10 protein-coding genes, 2 tRNA genes and 4 rRNA genes are annotated in these 16,962 nt (G+C 61.0%); 8 read left to right on the top strand and 8 right to left on the bottom strand.

Features of this window, described 5'->3' with window-relative positions; translation table 11 throughout:
* The 6 genes from rrf (AACH00_RS04485) to rrf (AACH00_RS04460) form a co-directional block, all read left to right on the top strand.
* Positions 1-107, top strand: a 5S ribosomal RNA gene (gene rrf / locus AACH00_RS04485); the annotation flags it as partial.
* 251 nt (positions 108-358) lie between these two features.
* Positions 359-1,887, top strand: a 16S ribosomal RNA gene (locus tag AACH00_RS04480).
* Positions 1,888-2,052: 165 nt separating this feature from the next.
* Positions 2,053-2,129 (top strand) — tRNA-Ile (locus tag AACH00_RS04475).
* Positions 2,130-2,147: 18 nt separating this feature from the next.
* Positions 2,148-2,223 (top strand) — tRNA-Ala (locus tag AACH00_RS04470).
* A 320-nt stretch (positions 2,224-2,543) separates the two neighbouring features.
* A 23S ribosomal RNA gene (locus AACH00_RS04465) occupies positions 2,544-5,423 on the top strand.
* A gap of 182 nt (positions 5,424-5,605) precedes the next feature.
* Positions 5,606-5,718: ribosomal RNA gene (rrf, locus tag AACH00_RS04460) — 5S ribosomal RNA — on the top strand.
* A 90-nt stretch (positions 5,719-5,808) separates the two neighbouring features.
* On the opposite strand, the gene AACH00_RS04455 is transcribed toward rrf (AACH00_RS04460), so the two are convergent.
* From AACH00_RS04455 to AACH00_RS04420, 8 genes are all read right to left on the bottom strand, one after another.
* Positions 5,809-7,023 (bottom strand): glycosyltransferase, encoded by a 1,215-nt coding sequence (locus tag AACH00_RS04455; RefSeq protein WP_341397839.1) that lies wholly within the window; start codon positions 7,021-7,023, stop codon positions 5,809-5,811.
* Positions 7,020-8,297, bottom strand: coding sequence for a hypothetical protein (locus AACH00_RS04450; RefSeq protein ID WP_341397838.1), 1,278 nt, complete (start codon positions 8,295-8,297; stop codon positions 7,020-7,022). The genes AACH00_RS04455 and AACH00_RS04450 overlap by 4 nt, the downstream gene beginning before the upstream one ends.
* Positions 8,297-8,641, bottom strand: coding sequence for a hypothetical protein (locus AACH00_RS04445; RefSeq protein WP_341397836.1), 345 nt, complete (start codon positions 8,639-8,641; stop codon positions 8,297-8,299). The genes AACH00_RS04450 and AACH00_RS04445 overlap by 1 nt, the downstream gene beginning before the upstream one ends.
* Complete coding sequence (locus AACH00_RS04440) at positions 8,638-10,050, bottom strand: cytochrome P450 (RefSeq protein WP_341397834.1); 1,413 nt, start codon at positions 10,048-10,050, stop codon at positions 8,638-8,640. Before AACH00_RS04440 ends, AACH00_RS04445 begins: the two co-directional genes overlap by 4 nt.
* Positions 10,047-11,207 carry a hypothetical protein gene (locus AACH00_RS04435; RefSeq protein ID WP_341397832.1) on the bottom strand — a complete coding sequence of 387 codons (1,161 nt, stop codon included), beginning with the start codon at positions 11,205-11,207 and terminating at the stop codon, positions 10,047-10,049. The genes AACH00_RS04440 and AACH00_RS04435 overlap by 4 nt, the downstream gene beginning before the upstream one ends.
* Before the next feature lie 27 nt (positions 11,208-11,234).
* Positions 11,235-12,197: an MBL fold metallo-hydrolase gene (locus AACH00_RS04430; protein ID WP_341397830.1), complete on the bottom strand. Its 963-nt coding sequence runs from the start codon at positions 12,195-12,197 to the stop codon at positions 11,235-11,237.
* Positions 12,194-13,885 carry a long-chain-fatty-acid--CoA ligase gene (locus tag AACH00_RS04425; protein ID WP_341397860.1) on the bottom strand — a complete coding sequence of 564 codons (1,692 nt, stop codon included), beginning with the start codon at positions 13,883-13,885 and terminating at the stop codon, positions 12,194-12,196. The genes AACH00_RS04430 and AACH00_RS04425 overlap by 4 nt, the downstream gene beginning before the upstream one ends.
* Before the next feature lie 80 nt (positions 13,886-13,965).
* Positions 13,966-14,691 carry a DUF8198 family protein gene (locus AACH00_RS04420; RefSeq protein ID WP_341397829.1) on the bottom strand — a complete coding sequence of 242 codons (726 nt, stop codon included), beginning with the start codon at positions 14,689-14,691 and terminating at the stop codon, positions 13,966-13,968.
* A gap of 94 nt (positions 14,692-14,785) precedes the next feature.
* Here AACH00_RS04420 and AACH00_RS04415 point away from each other — a divergent pair, with 94 nt between their 5' ends.
* Together AACH00_RS04415 and AACH00_RS04410 are read left to right on the top strand one after the other, a co-directional pair.
* Positions 14,786-15,292, top strand: coding sequence for a hypothetical protein (locus tag AACH00_RS04415; RefSeq protein WP_341397827.1), 507 nt, complete (start codon positions 14,786-14,788; stop codon positions 15,290-15,292).
* Between the two features lie 14 nt (positions 15,293-15,306).
* On the top strand, positions 15,307-16,959 hold the full coding sequence (locus tag AACH00_RS04410) for a GMC family oxidoreductase N-terminal domain-containing protein (RefSeq protein WP_341397826.1): 1,653 nt from the start codon (positions 15,307-15,309) through the stop codon (positions 16,957-16,959).
* Positions 16,960-16,962: the final 3 nt, after the last annotated feature.

Genomic DNA, 16,962 nt, shown 5'->3' with positions numbered 1-16,962 from the left:
GACCATAGCGAGTTGGTCCCACTCCTTCCCATCCCGAACAGGACAGTGAAACGACTCAGCGCCGATGATAGTGCGGGTTCCCGTGTGAAAGTAGGACATCGTCAGGCTAATAATCCTGAGTAAAACGCCCGGTTATTGCCGGGCGTTTTTATCTCTGAACGATGAGATCGTGCTATGATCCCATCCTTCAGCGATAAGCTGGATAGATCGCAAGATCAACTGCTCTTTAACAAGTAACAGCCGATAAGCGTGGGCGTTTGAAGGCGAGTGACAGGCATCGCAAGATGTCAGAGTCGCAAGACTTTAAATGCTCATGGAAGTGAAGTTCACTTCAATTCTTTGAGCGAAATTCAAGATCGAACTGTAGAGTTTGATCCTGGCTCAGATTGAACGCTGGCGGCATGCCTTACACATGCAAGTCGAACGGTAACGCGGGGCAACCTGGCGACGAGTGGCGAACGGGTGAGTAATACATCGGAACGTGCCCAGTAGTGGGGGATAGCCCGGCGAAAGCCGGATTAATACCGCATACGACCTAAGGGTGAAAGGGGGGGATCGCAAGACCTCTCGCTATTGGAGCGGCCGATGTCAGATTAGCTAGTTGGTGGGGTAAAAGCTCACCAAGGCGACGATCTGTAGCTGGTCTGAGAGGACGACCAGCCACACTGGGACTGAGACACGGCCCAGACTCCTACGGGAGGCAGCAGTGGGGAATTTTGGACAATGGACGAAAGTCTGATCCAGCCATGCCGCGTGCGGGAAGAAGGCCTTCGGGTTGTAAACCGCTTTTGTCAGGGAAGAAATCTTCTGGGCTAATAACTCGGGAGGATGACGGTACCTGAAGAATAAGCACCGGCTAACTACGTGCCAGCAGCCGCGGTAATACGTAGGGTGCAAGCGTTAATCGGAATTACTGGGCGTAAAGCGTGCGCAGGCGGTTATGCAAGACAGATGTGAAATCCCCGGGCTCAACCTGGGAACTGCATTTGTGACTGCATAGCTAGAGTGCGGCAGAGGGGGATGGAATTCCGCGTGTAGCAGTGAAATGCGTAGATATGCGGAGGAACACCGATGGCGAAGGCAATCCCCTGGGCCTGCACTGACGCTCATGCACGAAAGCGTGGGGAGCAAACAGGATTAGATACCCTGGTAGTCCACGCCCTAAACGATGTCAACTGGTTGTTGGGAAGGTTCCTTCTCAGTAACGTAGCTAACGCGTGAAGTTGACCGCCTGGGGAGTACGGCCGCAAGGTTGAAACTCAAAGGAATTGACGGGGACCCGCACAAGCGGTGGATGATGTGGTTTAATTCGATGCAACGCGAAAAACCTTACCTACCCTTGACATGTCTGAAATCCTGCAGAGATGTGGGAGTGCTCGAAAGAGAATCAGAACACAGGTGCTGCATGGCCGTCGTCAGCTCGTGTCGTGAGATGTTGGGTTAAGTCCCGCAACGAGCGCAACCCTTGTCATTAGTTGCTACGAAAGGGCACTCTAATGAGACTGCCGGTGACAAACCGGAGGAAGGTGGGGATGACGTCAGGTCCTCATGGCCCTTATGGGTAGGGCTACACACGTCATACAATGGCCGGTACAGAGGGCTGCCAACCCGCGAGGGGGAGCTAATCCCAGAAAACCGGTCGTAGTCCGGATCGCAGTCTGCAACTCGACTGCGTGAAGTCGGAATCGCTAGTAATCGCGGATCAGAATGTCGCGGTGAATACGTTCCCGGGTCTTGTACACACCGCCCGTCACACCATGGGAGCGGGTTCTGCCAGAAGTAGTTAGCCTAACCGCAAGGGGGGCGATTACCACGGCAGGGTTCGTGACTGGGGTGAAGTCGTAACAAGGTAGCCGTATCGGAAGGTGCGGCTGGATCACCTCCTTTCTGGAAAATTCACTCAAATTCTTGCGCCCACACTTATCGGCTGTGAAAAACACAACAGTAGTTAATTGGTGAAAGTGTGAGCCTGGTGAGCGTCAAGATGGCCGCTAACAAGTCAGGCTGACGCAGAAAAGTAGCCAGGCACACGCGCCCCGAGTAGGAAAGCGTGGGTCTGTAGCTCAGTCGGTTAGAGCACCGTCTTGATAAGGCGGGGGTCGTTGGTTCGAATCCAACCAGACCCACCAACTTGTTCTGCGAAGAATGGGGGATTAGCTCAGCTGGGAGAGCACCTGCTTTGCAAGCAGGGGGTCGTCGGTTCGATCCCGTCATCCTCCACCATTAACTTCTTATCGTGTCGGGTGCAAACCCAAGCTTCTGCGAGAGCAGGATCTTGGGTTTGTCTTCGATAGAAGGCTGTTGTTCTTTAACAATTCAAAGAGTCGAATCAGTGTTGTCGGCGGAAAGTATTGTGGGCTCTAGGGCTTGCAGTGCACCGTGCCGTCGGCAACCTATGATTGCGTCACCAAACTTCAACTCTTTAAAGAAGAGGTATGAAGAACGGCATAACGTGAATACTCAAAAATACTGATCACTCTAGCGTGGGTGATTGGTAACCAGTCCTTGACCGGCGTCTGAAGCATTGGACGTCAAAGTTATAGGGTCAAGTGACTAAGTGCATGTGGTGGATGCCTTGGCGATTACAGGCGACGAAGGACGTGATAGCCTGCGATAAGCTTCGGGGAGCTGGCAAATTAGCTTTGATCCGGAGATTTCCGAATGGGGGAACCCACCTCGCAAGAGGTATCGCATACTGAATACATAGGTATGCGAGGCGAACCGGGTGAACTGAAACATCTCAGTAGCTCGAGGAAAAGACATCAACCGAGATTCCGAAAGTAGTGGCGAGCGAAATCGGAACAGCCTGTGCTCTTTAGCAAGACTCTTATCAGAACGGAATGGAAAGTCCGGCCAGAGCGGGTGATAGCCCCGTATGGAAAAAGAGATTTGTGGAACTAAGTGCACGACAAGTAGGGCGGGACACGTGAAATCCTGTCTGAATATGGGGGGACCATCCTCCAAGGCTAAATACTCGTAATCGACCGATAGTGAACTAGTACCGTGAGGGAAAGGCGAAAAGAACCCCGGGAGGGGAGTGAAATAGATCCTGAAACCGCATGCATACAAAAAGTAGGAGCCCTCAGGGGTGACTGCGTACCTTTTGTATAATGGGTCAGCGACTTACATTCAGTGGCAAGCTTAACCGAATAGGGAAGGCGAAGGGAAACCGAGTCCGAATAGGGCGTCTAGTCGCTGGGTGTAGACCCGAAACCAGGTGATCTATCCATGGCCAGGATGAAGGTGCGGTAACACGCACTGGAGGTCCGAACCGACTAGTGTTGCAAAACTAGCGGATGAGCTGTGGATAGGGGTGAAAGGCTAAACAAACCTGGAGATAGCTGGTTCTCTCCGAAAACTATTTAGGTAGTGCCTCAAGTATTACCATCGGGGGTAGAGCACTGTTATGGCTAGGGGGTCATGGCGACTTACCAAACCATTGCAAACTCCGAATACCGATGAGTACAGCTTGGGAGACAGAGCACCGGGTGCTAACGTCCGGACTCAAGAGGGAAACAACCCAGACCGCCAGCTAAGGTCCCCAAAATTGGCTAAGTGGGAAACGAAGTGGGAAGGCTAAAACAGTCAGGATGTTGGCTTAGAAGCAGCCATCATTTAAAGAAAGCGTAATAGCTCACTGATCGAGTCGTCCTGCGCGGAAGATGTAACGGGGCTAAGCCAGTTACCGAAGCTGCGGATTCACAGTTTACTGTGAGTGGTAGGAGAGCGTTCTGTACGCCTGTGAAGGTGGATCGTGAGGTCTGCTGGAGGTATCAGAAGTGCGAATGCTGACATGAGTAGCGTTAAAGGGGGTGAAAAGCCCCCTCGCCGTAAGCGCAAGGTTTCCTACGCAACGTTCATCGGCGTAGGGTGAGTCGGCCCCTAAGGCGAGGCAGAGATGCGTAGCTGATGGGAAACAGGTCAATATTCCTGTACCGATCTATAGTGCGATGTGGGGACGGAGAAGGTTAGCTCAGCCAACTGTTGGAAATGTTGGTTCAAGCCTGTAGTCGTGCCTGGTAGGCAAATCCGCCGGGCTTAGATGAGGGGTGATAACGAGTCTGCTTGCAGACGAAGTGAGTGATACCCTGCTTCCAGGAAAAGCCACTAAGCTTCAGCTATAGACGACCGTACCGCAAACCGACACTGGTGCGCGTGATGAGTATTCTCAGGCGCTTGAGAGAACTCTGGAGAAGGAACTCGGCAAATTGACACCGTAACTTCGGAAGAAGGTGTGCCTTTAGTAGGTGTATGGATTTACTCCAGAAGCCCAATGAGGCCGCAGAGAATCGGTGGCTGCGACTGTTTATTAAAAACACAGCACTCTGCAAAGACGAAAGTCGACGTATAGGGTGTGACGCCTGCCCGGTGCTGGAAGATTAAATGATGGGGTGCAAGCTCTTGATTGAAGTCCCAGTAAACGGCGGCCGTAACTATAACGGTCCTAAGGTAGCGAAATTCCTTGTCGGGTAAGTTCCGACCTGCACGAATGGCGTAACGATGGCCACACTGTCTCCTCCAGAGACTCAGCGAAGTTGAAATGTTTGTGATGATGCAATCTCCCCGCGGAAAGACGGAAAGACCCCATGAACCTTTACTGTAGCTTTACATTGGACTTTGAACAGATCTGTGTAGGATAGGTGGGAGGCTTTGAAACCTGGTCGCTAGATCAGGTGGAGCCGACGTTGAAATACCACCCTGGTGTGTTTGAGGTTCTAACCTTGGTCCCTTATCGGGATTGGGGACAGTGTATGGTGGGCAGTTTGACTGGGGCGGTCTCCTCCCAAAGTGTAACGGAGGAGTTCGAAGGTACGCTAGCCACGGTCGGAAATCGTGGTGATAGTGCATTGGCATAAGCGTGCTTGACTGCGAGACTGACAAGTCGAGCAGGTACGAAAGTAGGACAAAGTGATCCGGTGGTTCTGTATGGAAGGGCCATCGCTCAACGGATAAAAGGTACTCTGGGGATAACAGGCTGATACCGCCCAAGAGTTCATATCGACGGCGGTGTTTGGCACCTCGATGTCGGCTCATCTCATCCTGGGGCTGTAGCCGGTCCCAAGGGTATGGCTGTTCGCCATTTAAAGAGGTACGTGAGCTGGGTTTAAAACGTCGTGAGACAGTTTGGTCCCTATCTTCCGTGGGCGCTGCAAGATTGAGAGAGCCTGCTCCTAGTACGAGAGGACCGGAGTGGACGCACCTCTGGTGTATCGGTTGTCACGCCAGTGGCATTGCCGAGTAGCTAAGTGCGGAAGAGATAACCGCTGAAAGCATCTAAGCGGGAAACTCGTCTCAAGATGAGTCTTGCCGGGGCCTTGAGCCCCCTGAAGAGTCGTTCGAGACCAGGACGTTGATAGGCTGGGTGTGGAAGCGCAGTAATGCGTTAAGCTAACCAGTACTAATTGCTCGTGAGGCTTGACCCTATAACTTTGATGTAGAATGTCTACGTCAGTGGATTGGTTGAGTATTGAAAACAGTTATGCCCGTAGTGGTGTACGCAATCATATAAAATCTGATTTGACTCTTTGAATTGGCCCTCCCGGCCAGCTCGAGCAGACCCGACAGGGCGAGCGAAGAGCGCCGTGGATGTGGCAAAAAGTTTAAGCCTGATGACCATAGCGAGTTGGTCCCACTCCTTCCCATCCCGAACAGGACAGTGAAACGACTCAGCGCCGATGATAGTGCGGGTTCCCGTGTGAAAGTAGGACATCGTCAGGCTAATAATCCTGAAAGCCCACTGGCAGTTGCCAGTGGGCTTTTCTCGTTTCTAGAGCCTACCGGCATGTTCTCACCATAAGGCGAGTCGGGCTACTCGTCGGCAATTAGCGCGGCGGCGCGCAATACCCCACGGTTTGGTGCTCCGGGTCTGCTGTACTGCCCGCTTGATCCGGCTAACGGGCTTTGGCGAGGTCCAGAAACCTTCGCGATAAGCATCTCAAGAGTGACCTGCGCCGGCTGGAGGCCACCGTTGAGCCGATAGCTGTTGTCGTGCTGGTCGTAAGCGGCCGGAATGATGAGCTGCGGACAGTTGGCAGCTAGTGCTTGGGCAGCCGTGCCGATTCCGCCGTGGTGTACGAGTAGCCGTGCTTGGTCGAGCGCACTCGGCATATCCACGGTTGGCATTGTCTTCAGGCGACCAGGTGCTTCGCCGCTAGGCGCCGTGCCTATCAACAAAGTGTGCAGGCCGCGGGCTGCGGCTTGAACGCCCAACTGCTCGATGTGGGAACGGCTTGGGTGGCCCTGCGGGCCTCCATACAGGACGACGTCGATAGGGCCTGGAGGAAGCAACTCCGTCGGGACGGCGTTGTGCCTATGTGCCTCGTAGAGCGGGAAGCCTGTCATCTCAACGCTTGTTCGCCAGTCGGTCGGCAGTTCTCCCAAGCGCGCGTCGAACAAACCGATCACCAGCTCTGGAGAATGGATCCAGTGGGCAAATGCGCCCTTCTCCAGCGCAGGTAGTCCAAGTTGCGTACGCCATTTTCCCAATGTGCTTCGAGCGAGCGGGTCTAGTTTGTATTGATCGATCAGCCGCCACAAGGCGGCGCGGCCGAAATCGCCGACCCAGCTGGGCACCAGGTAGCCGCCGACATACATCGGGTGCTGATGACTGCGGATGCCCTGCGGTGCCGTGTGGCCGGTTATCAAGCGAACCTGATCAAGCTCCGCAGCCAAGCGCGCGCCAACGACCATGGGAGACGCCAGCACAGTCAATCGCGGTCCATGCTCGTTGCGCAATGCGGCGAGGGCGGTCATGGTGGGTCCTATGGCCGGGACGGCCAGATGCCGCCACAACACGCCGAAGCCTCGAATGGGATGCCACAAGTCGGGGTGGGCAAGGGTGCGCTCGTAATCTCTATGAGTCGCGATCGCAATGAATCGCAGACCCTGACTCTCCACTTCGACGCGATGCGATTCCTGTGAAAGAACGTGGACCTTGTGCCCCTGCTCGTGCATGGCCCTGGCGATGGCGAGAAACGGATGCAGATCGCCGCGGCTGCCGAGGGTGGCAACAACGACGTTCACAGGCGTGGTCCGCCGAATGTCCAGAAACCACGCCAGCCGACCACCGACGGCATGTGCGCATGCCACTGTGGCAAAGTCCGCGGCCCGCACGTCATGGCGAAGTAGTCATAGCTCGACCGAAGGTCGCCAGCCATGACGTACTGAAAGTGGCAGCGAAACTTGTCGCGGCGAATGGCCTGATAGCGTTCACCTGCGAACAGCTCTGCAAACCGCGGGTTCAGGCACTTGGGGCGATAGGCCGACTGAGTGGCGCTCTGCAGACCGAGACTGGGATCTTGAAGGGAAAAGCAGCACCCGTCGGGTGGAGCGGCATAGTCCACCCACGACACAGCCTTCGAGCCGAGCAAGGTAGACACATCATCACGGAACCACTGCGCGGCCGGTTGGACCGACAGCAGTGGTGTGCAGTGGCCGAGTGTCAATAAACTGAGCTGGCAGCCTGGATGAGCGTCGTCGCCGCCATCGGTGTCAGCGGCTGTGCGCAGCGATCTCAGCGCCTCCGCCATCACCGACATTGCCAGCATGGCGCCGGAGCTGTGTCCGACGATGATGACTTCGTCGAACGCACCGCTGCGGATCTGCCTCTCGACGTGCTTGCAAAAGCCCTGCACACGCGGCGCAAGGCCATCAATTTCTCCGCGTCCCTGCCTGATGATGAAAGCCAGGCTCCGCAAGAGCCAGCCCAGGCGCATACGCTTGTCAGCCCACCAGGCGACGCCGACCAGTCCGCACGCCCATGTCAGCACAGCAGCGCCGAAGAGAACCATCGCCGTCGAGCTGCCCGAACCCGGCCACGAGAGGGCCAGTATCAAGCCGCTGAGCAGGACAAGCGCCAACCAGATGCTGGGCGCACCGATGGTGAGGAAAAATGGCCAGGACTGCCGCAGCGTGCGCATCAGCACACCCTGCCGCCAGCCTTCCCAGGAGGCCCATGCGACAGTGGCCAATACGGCCCGGCGACCACGAGGCCAATGGGCCCGGATCAGGTCGTCCCAACGCAGGAATTCAACACGCGTGTCGACCACCGCCGCTGAACAGGCGTCATCAGGGAACTCGCCTCGCACCTCCCACGCAACAATGTCCGCTGTCACCTTCTTGCGCGGCCCGACCTCGAGCGCATAGCCGCTCACCTGGGACTGCTTCGCTGCCTCGTCCTTGAACAGCTGGTGATAGTGCCCGGGCCCTTGCGGATCGAAGCCGCTGAAGTAGCAGACCAGGCGACGGCGCACAGGCGCTGCGGCCACGTCAGGAGCAGGCAGGGAACTGGCTGTCATCAGAAGATGGTCTGCTTGTGCAGCCCCTTGCTCAGCATCAGATCCACCATCGGCTGCTCTCGCTTGTTGGCGCGCTGGCAGTGACCCTTCTGGAAATGGTCGGTGCACCAGATGACGACGCGCGCCCAACGCCGCTCGCGCATGCGCCACGCGTGTGACGACACCGACTCCCACGCATAGCCGTTGAACAAGGTGGCGTTCACGAAATGGTCGAGCGCACGCACACCTGCGCGGCCGCGAGACGTTCGGCCAAAGAAGCCGACCCCCACCAGCAGCAAATACCCGGCGACCGCCAGCGGCACGATGGCCGTCATCAGCAGGAAGCCCACCATGCGCTCTTTCATGCCGACAACATCCTCTTCGACAGCAGCAACCGGATACCGTTGGCTGAGCGCACCGTCAACCGACCCACGGGCTCCGGCACGTGGCCTGGCACGGGCGCCACCCGGAATTCCCGACAAAAGCTTGCCAGGATGAGGCTGGCCTCCTGCAGCGCAAACGCCGTGCCGATGCACACCCGCGGCCCCATGCCGAACGGCAGATAAGCCTGACGCAGCGACTCGCGCGTGGCCTGGTCCGCAGCAGCATCACCGGAGTCGTAACGATCGGGGTTGAACACATCCGGATCTTGCCAAAGCTGGCGGTGTCGGTGGATGAGCCAGGGCGACACGATCACCGCCGCGCCTGCAGGCACATGCTTGTCTCGCAGCGTGCACCCTTCAGCACTCTCGCGCGCCAGGAAGCCCACCGGCGGAAACAGTCGGAGCGTCTCCCGGAAGACATTGCGCGTCAGCGGCAAGTCCTTGAGCACCGATGGCCCGCCCGGCTCGGTCAGCAGATCGTGGGGCACCACCTCGACGTGCAGGCGCTCCTGCACGTCCTCGGCATGCGCCAGCAGATGCAGGGACCATGAGAGTGCGCTGGCGGAGGTTTCATGTCCCGCCAGGAAGAGCATGGCCACCTGATCGACCAATTCGTCGAAGCTGAAACCCGCGCCAGTGTCCGGGTCGCGAGCGCGCAGCAGCGACCCCAGGATGTCATCCGACAAGCCTGCGTCATCACCACTGGCATGGGCCTCGAAACGTGGCTTGATCATGGCGGCCAGCAAGTCGCGGATCTCGGTGGCGGCCTGTTGGCTGCGCCGCTTTTCCCACCAGGGCCGCAGCCAGCGCACACCAAAAAACGCCGGCAGCATCAGCCGCGGCGCCAGCACCTGGTAGCGCTCGAACGCCTCGAAAACCCGCCGTGCCTCGACGCCGTCCAGGGGCTGCGACAGGATGGTGCGCAAGATGATGTCGGCGGCCACGTGGGTCATCTCCACGTCCACGTCCAACTCCACGCCATCGGGCATGGCCCGCAGCCGCTGCAGCATCGCCTCGGCGGCTTCGCACATGCGGCCGTACACCAGGGACACCCGCGCCGCCTCGAACGACGGGTTCATCAGGCTGCGCTGGCGCTCCCACACGGCGCCATTGGTCGTGAAGATGCTGTCGCCCAGCAAGGGCCGCAAGGCATCGGCCAGCAGGGCGGCTTTCGGAAACGCCTTCGACTGCTCCACCAGCACGCGGCGCACCACGGCAGGCTCGTTCACCATGAACAAGTCGAGGCCGGGCAGCCGCACCTCGCCCATCTTCATCTCGTAGCTGCGCGCGTACAGGCCGTCGAGCCACGAGCGGCGCTTGCTGAAGAACATCCGCCAGGCTGAAGGGCGCTTGGCCGACGGCGGCGGGTAATGAGGGCAGAAGTGGCTCATGCCGATGGGGTTGTGGGCGCCATGTCGGCGTACCGCTTTTGCAGGGTGTCAGGGCCGAAGATCCAGCTGACTGGATCGTATCCGCCTGCCACGTCGGGTGCACGCAGATACTGCATGTGCAGCGCATGTCGGTCTGCCAGCAACGCCTGGTAATGTGGGATCGACAAGGTCTGGTGAAAGCGCGGAGAACATTGCCGCAGCCGCGCCTGGCCTTCGCCGAGCCACGGAGGCACTCGCGCAAAGGCGGCCCAGTCTGCTGGTGCGCTCACGTCCAGCCAGGTCAGCGCGCCATGCGCCTGCAGCAGTTGCAGATCGGCCCTGAATGATTGCGCGCTCGGCAGGCCAGACAAGATCGGCATGCAGTGCCCGAGCGTGAGCAAACCCAGCTGCGGGCCGCGCTGGCCCAGCCAGGGTGCCTGGCGCAGGGCCTGAGCCAGCACAGAGACCGCCCACATGCCGCCCGTGCTGTGAGCGACGATCAGCACCTCGTCGCAATGCTCCTCACTCGCGGCGCTGATGACCGAAGCTGCCCAGTCCGACATGCGCGCGTCCATGTGGTCGACCTGCTGATTGGACTGGGTCCAGGTGAAGCCGAAGAGGCGCAGCAGCCAGGTCACATCCAGGCGAACGCTGAGCCGCCACCAGGCCAATGCACCCATCGTCAACGCCAGCAGCCAGGGCAGGGATGCGCCGAGCGGACCGTTCAACCAGCTGATGCGGGTTTGCAGCGCGGCAAGCGTGATGCCCGCCATCACGATCAAGAGCACAACGCCAACCACCATGAGGCAGGGCACCACGCTCAGCCAGAACGCGGCCGGTGCCTGCCGGCGAACCTGTGACAGCAAGCCCTCGCTGGCCGCGCGCACATAAACTACCCACAGATCGCGCAGGACACGCCACGGTGTTCTGCGCCAGTGCTGCCGCACGATGTCGTCCCAGGCCCATATCTGGAATTGGCTGCGGGCGATCGTTTCGCCGGACACCTGCCAGTCGGCTTCAGCCCGGCTGCCACTGGCCTCGGGCGCGGTCAGTACGATCTCTTCGCCAAGGGCGGACGCGGGATGGGCCTGCGCAGCCTGGCGGAACAGCCGCCAGGTGTGCCGAGGGCTGCGAGGATCAAACCCGCCAATGAAGAACACGCGCCGATGCAGGGGCATGGGTTGATTGTGGCGCCTCGGGCGCGTTCAATCGGCTGTCGACAAGTGGAGCTTGTTGTCGCTGCGCACCAGCAGCCCGTCGTCGACCAGGCCCTGCACCAGCCGCGTGGCCCATGCCGTCTGGGATTCGGTTTCAGCACGGATCAGCGCACACATCTGCATGAACAGCGGCGTCTGCAGCAGCCAGTCATGCAGCACGCCTTCGCCCAGCATCTGGTGCTCCATCATGTGGAACATCAACAGCGCCCGGGCCGCATGGCGTGTGTGCCGTGCCGGGTTGGCCTCGAAGGCATCCAGTCGTTGCCTGCTGGCGCGCAGGGCCTCTTCCACAGCCTCAAACGGGCGGCCATGGCCCGGGATCACCCAGTGCGGAGCCAGCTGCTCGATCAGCGCCAAGGTGGCCCGGGTCTGCTGGAAGCCCGGCCCGCCTTCGAGCTCGGGGAAAATGATGGCGAGGCGGTCTTCCCACAGCGCATCACCCGCGATCAGCGTGCGGCTATGGGGCTCGAAGAGCATCAAGGCATCCGGGTCATGCCCCGGCGCATCCACCACCCGCCAGCTGGCTGCGCCCAGGTCCAGCACATCGCCGTCGTGCAACGCATGATCAGCTGCAAAGCGTTCGCAGAACTGGCCGGTGGTGCGGTAGGTCAGCAGGTCCTCGTCCCATACCTGCACCGCCTTCAGGGAGGGCGCAGGCACATGGGTTTGAACTTGGTGGATGGTCTGCAGGTGGCGGTTGCCGCCGCAGTGGTCCGAGTGGAGGTGGGTATTGATGATGCGCGCGAGCGGCGCACCCTTCAATGCATGGCTGACCAGGGCGCTGGTGAGCGGCGCATGGCGGGCGTAGCCCGTATCCACCACGACCGATGTGGTGTCGCCGCAGGCCGCAAACACGATGTTGTTGGCCGACAGCCAATCGCGCTGCAGCAGCTGCAGCCCCAGCGCATCGGCCAGGGCAGCGAAGCCACCCTGAGGTGGCCGGTCGCTCATGCCGCCGTGGTCGTGCGCAGCTCGCGGCGCAGCACCTTGCCGACGTTGGACTTCGGCAGCTCATCGCGGAACTCGATGTAGCGCGGCCGCTTGTAGGCGGTGAAGTTGTCGCGGCAGTAGGCGGCGATGTCTTCTTCGTCCAGCGAAGGATCCTTCTTCACCACGTACAGCTTCACGGCCTCACCCGACTTCGGATCAGGCACGCCCACCGCTGCGCACTCCAGCACGCCGGCGTGCAGGTTCACGACCTGCTCGATTTCCGTCGGGTACACATTGAAGCCCGAGACCAGGATCATGTCCTTCTTGCGGTCAACGATGCGCACGTAGCCCCGCTCGTCCATGATGCCCACGTCGCCGCTCTTGAAGAAGCCGTCGTCGGTCATGACCTTCGCGGTTTCGTCCGGGCGGTTCCAGTAACCGGCCATCACCTGCGGGCCGCGGATGCAGATTTCGCCTGGCTGCCCGAACGGCATGTCCTTGCCGTCGTCATCGCGGATGGCGATGTCGGTGGACGGAATCGGCAAGCCGATCGTGCCGGTGAACTCGCTGGTGTCCAGGCGGTTGCTGGTGGCCACCGGTGAGGTCTCCGACAGGCCGTAGCCCTCGACCACCGGGCAGCCAGTGATCTTCAGCCACTTCTCGGCCGTGGCCTGCTGCACCGCCATGCCGCCACCGTTGGAGACGCGCAGTTCAGAAAAGTCGAGACGCGCAAATTCCGGGTCGTTCGCCAGCGCGTTGAACAGCGTGTTCACCGCCGGGAACATGTTGACCTTGTGCTGCGACAGCGTCTTGATCAGGCCAGGGATGTCGCGCGGGTTGGGGATCAGCAGGTTCTTCATGCCCAGGCGCGCGCCCATCATGTAGCAGATGGTCAGGGCGAAGATGTGATACAGCGGCAGGGCGCAAACGACGGTCAGCTGCTTGTTGCCGAGGGTGTCGAGCATGGGCTTGAACCAGGCTTCGGTCTGCAGGATGTTGGCCACCACGTTGCGGTGCAGCAGGGTGGCGCCCTTGGACACGCCCGTGGTGCCGCCGGTGTACTGCAGGAAGGCCACGTCGTCAGGCGTCAGGGGCACGCGCTTGAACGGCAGGCGAGTGCCTTCGGCCACCGCCATGTTGTAGCGGGTGAGCGTGCGGCCCTTGTCGGTCGGCAGGCGGAACTCCGGCACCATCTTCTTCAGATGGCGCACCGCCAGATTCACGAATGCACCCTTCCAGAAGCCGAGCTGGTCACCCATGGCGGCCAGCACCACGTGCTTCACGTCGGTGGCGTCAATCACTTCTTCCAGCGTGTGGGCGAAGTTCTCAAGGACGATGATGGCCTTGGCGCCCGAATCCTTGAGCTGATGCTCCAGCTCACGCGCGGTGTACAACGGGTTGACGTTGACCACGACGCAGCCCGCACGCAGCACCGCGCCGATGGCGGCCATGTATTGCGGCAGGTTCGGCATCATCACCGCCACGCGGTCGCCCTTGACCAGGCCCTTGGCCTGGATCCAGGCGGCCAGCGCCTGCGACATGTCGTCGATCTGCCCGAAGGTCAGACGTGCACCCATGCAGACGGCGGCGTCGCGCTGGGCGTGCTTGCGCCAGGCGTCATCCAGCAAATCGACCAGCGAGCCGTAGCTGGACATGTCGACGTTGGCTGCAACGCCGGCAGGGTAGTTGGACAGCCAAGGTTGTGCGATGGAAACAGGTGCAGACACGTACGTTCCTGAAAGTTGAGATCGAATCAGGGCACGATGCTGCGTGAGAGTGCGCGCTGGCGCTACGGTAGTTGTCCTATCGCTTTGGCGACATCCGGTGATTTGTCGCTGTCGGCGCAGTCGAACAGACATTGCATCAGGTGCGCCTCGCGCGCCTGCAGCTGCGCAAGAAAGGGCCCGGCACCGCCCATGGCCGCGAAGCTGTCGAAGCCCCGTTCCAGAAAAGCCTGCAAGGCCGCCAGGCCTGCGGTTCTGGCGGGTACGCGCATCAGGCGAAGCGTGTTGCGCAGCATCCGGCTGCGGGTCATCACGTCGAGTTGTTCGCCGACCCGCATGACGAGTGCCAATTGATGCGCCCGGTCATTGGCGCGGCCCGTGGCCTGCCAGGCCGCCACGTACCGCGATGCGGTGATCGGCCCCTTGCCTGCCAGGTTGCGTGCCATCGCGTTGTCGAGGTCTTCAGACAAGGCATGCAGCTCGGCCAGCTCCCGCACGGTGCCCACGATGCCGGCCGGGAACATGCGGACGATGGCCGGCACGATGCGCACGAACTGGGCGTCTCGTTCACCAAAATCCGTCGGGCCATAAAGGTCTTCGAGAAAGAAACGGGCCGCAGCACCGTACTGGGGGTGCGTCAGCAGATCGGCATGGGTGCGGGCGAACCGCCGGTGCTGGTAATCACGCAGCGCAGCGGTGCGCTGGCCGAGGCCCACATCGGCGCGACGTTGCTCACGCAGCGCCTCCACCTTGGACAGCTCATCCAGAATGTCTTGCGCGGGTGTTGCCATGTCGCCAGCGTAGCGGGCGGCCGAGGGTTTGTCAGGGCGCTGGCTAGTGGTGCATCCCTAACCCACGCCCTCCGGCAGATGAAACACTGTCCGCATGCAACGAAGAACACTGCTTCGCCTGAGTCTGGGCGCAGGGGCCGTCATCGCGGTGGCCGGTACCGGGGCTGCGCTGTGGGCGCCGGGTTTGTCGGCGGGCAAGCTGAGTCCGGGCGCCAGAACCATGGTCAATGCGATCAGTTCGGCGGTGCTGGACGGGCTGCTGCCCGCAGCCCCCGAGGCGCGCGCGCTGGCGCTGCAAGCGCAACTTGGGCGCTTCGAGCTGACGGTGGCCAACCTGCCGCCTGCCACGCGCAAGGAGTTGTCTGATCTGCTGGCGCTGCTGTCCTCCGCGGCCGGGCGCTGGTCGCTGATGTCACTGCACACCCCCTGGGAAACCGCGAGCGTGGCGGAGGTCAGTGCGGCGCTGGAAATGATGCGCATGAGCAGCATGGACACCCGGCAGCAGATCTATCACGCACTGCGTGACCTCACCACGGCATCCTGGTTTTCCGATGCCGCACATTGGGCCCAGATGGGCTACCCGGGCCCGCGGGCCCTCTGAACAGCATCAAGCGCATGACGACCACTCTGCCGCCGGTGGCTTCGGCCACGCCTGCCAGCATTCCTGACCCCATTCGTGCCGGCCTGCAACGCGGCTGGAAAGTGATGGGCGGGCCGCACGGCAGCGCCCCTGCCCAGATCACCTGTGACGTCGCCATCATCGGCAGCGGGGCGGGCGCCGGCATCACCGCCGAGATGCTCTCGCGTGCCGGCCTGGACGTCGTGATCATCGAAGAAGGCCCGCTGAAATCCAGTACCGATTTCCGCCAGCTGGAAGCTGAGGCCTACCCCAGCCTGTACCAGGAAAGTGCCGCCCGCAAGACGGCAGACAAGGCCATCAACATCCTGCAGGGCCGCAGCGTCGGGGGCTCCACCACGGTCAACTGGACCAGCTCGTTCCGCACGCCGCCGTCCACGCTGGCGCACTGGGCTGAGCACTTCGGTCTGAAGGAGTTCGGCGAAGCCTCGATGGCGCCGTGGTTCGCCCAGGCCGAGGCCCGCCTGAACATCAGCGACTGGTTGACGGCGCCGAATGAAAACAACGAGTTGCTGCGCACGGGGGCGAAGAAGCTCGGCATCGAAGCGTCCAGCATCCGGCGCAACGTGAAGGGTTGCTGGAACCTCGGCTCCTGCGGTCTCGGTTGCCCGACCAACGCCAAGCAGTCGATGCTGGTGACCACCTTGCCCACGGCCCTCGACGCGGGCGCTCGCCTGCTGGTGCAAACGCGGGCGATGACGCTGGAGGTGCGCAACAACCACGTCGAGGCGGTGCTGGTGGCGCCAATGCAGGCCGATGGCAACCCAGCCACCAGTGGCGGCACGCGCATCGTGGCCAGGCATGTGGTGGTGGCCGGTGGCGCCATCAACTCACCCGGCCTGATGCTGCGCTCCAAATTGCCCGACCCGCACCAGCGCCTGGGCGTGCGCACCTTCCTGCATCCGGTGGTGATGTCGGCGGCCGTGTTCGATCAGACCGTGGCCGGCTGGCAGGGCGCCCCGCAGACCATCTACTCAGACCACTTCCTGCACACCCAGCCCGTGGACGGGCCGATTGGCTACAAGCTGGAAGCGCCTCCGATGCACCCGGTGATCTTCGCGAGCTCGCTGGTCGGCTTCGGCACCCAGCAGGCGGCGCTGCTGAAGCAGTTTCCGAACACCCACACGCTGCTGGCGCTGTTGCGCGATGGTTTCCATCCGGAAGCGCCCGGCGGTCAGGTGCGGCTGCGAGGTGACGGGACGCCGGAGCTGGATTACCCGCTCACGCCATTCGTGATGGAAGGTGCGCGTCGCGCCTTGCTGAGCATGGCTGAGCTGCAGTTCGCGGCCGGGGCCCGCGAGGTCTTCCCGGTGCACGAGCAGGCCGGGTCACAGCGCACGTGGGCCCAGGCCAAAGCCACCATCCAGGCGCTGCCGATGAAGCCGCATCTGACCAAGGTGGTGAGCGCCCACGTGATGGGCGGCTGCGGCATGGCGGCCGATGCCTCGCAAGGCGTGGTGCGGCCAGATGGCGTTCACTGGCAGATTGACAACCTCTCGGTGCACGACGGCTCGATCTTCCCGACGAGCATCGGCGCGAACCCGCAGTTGTCGATTTACGGTCTGGTCAATCGCCTGAGCCACGGGCTGGTCACCGCCTTGGGCGCCAAGCCGTTGGCCCTCGCAGGCTGAAAC

It is taken from the genome of Ideonella margarita (assembly GCF_038066635.1).
Lineage (GTDB): Bacteria > Pseudomonadota > Gammaproteobacteria > Burkholderiales > Burkholderiaceae_C > Ideonella > Ideonella margarita.
This window is presented reverse-complemented; position numbering and strand designations above follow the sequence as displayed.

Bases quoted from the DNA above. Each gene is read 5' to 3' on its own strand.
- AACH00_RS04440 (WP_341397834.1), bottom strand. From the start codon at position 10,050: ATGAGCCACTTCTGCCCTCATTACCCGCCGCCGTCGGCCAAGCGCCCT.
- AACH00_RS04445 (WP_341397836.1), bottom strand. From the start codon at position 8,641: ATGAAAGAGCGCATGGTGGGCTTCCTGCTGATGACGGCCATCGTGCCG.
- AACH00_RS04430 (WP_341397830.1), bottom strand. From the start codon at position 12,197: ATGAGCGACCGGCCACCTCAGGGTGGCTTCGCTGCCCTGGCCGATGCG.
- AACH00_RS04420 (WP_341397829.1), bottom strand. From the start codon at position 14,691: ATGGCAACACCCGCGCAAGACATTCTGGATGAGCTGTCCAAGGTGGAG.
- AACH00_RS04415 (WP_341397827.1), top strand. From the start codon at position 14,786: ATGCAACGAAGAACACTGCTTCGCCTGAGTCTGGGCGCAGGGGCCGTC.
- AACH00_RS04450 (WP_341397838.1), bottom strand. From the start codon at position 8,297: ATGACAGCCAGTTCCCTGCCTGCTCCTGACGTGGCCGCAGCGCCTGTG.
- AACH00_RS04410 (WP_341397826.1), top strand. From the start codon at position 15,307: ATGACGACCACTCTGCCGCCGGTGGCTTCGGCCACGCCTGCCAGCATT.
- AACH00_RS04435 (WP_341397832.1), bottom strand. From the start codon at position 11,207: ATGCCCCTGCATCGGCGCGTGTTCTTCATTGGCGGGTTTGATCCTCGC.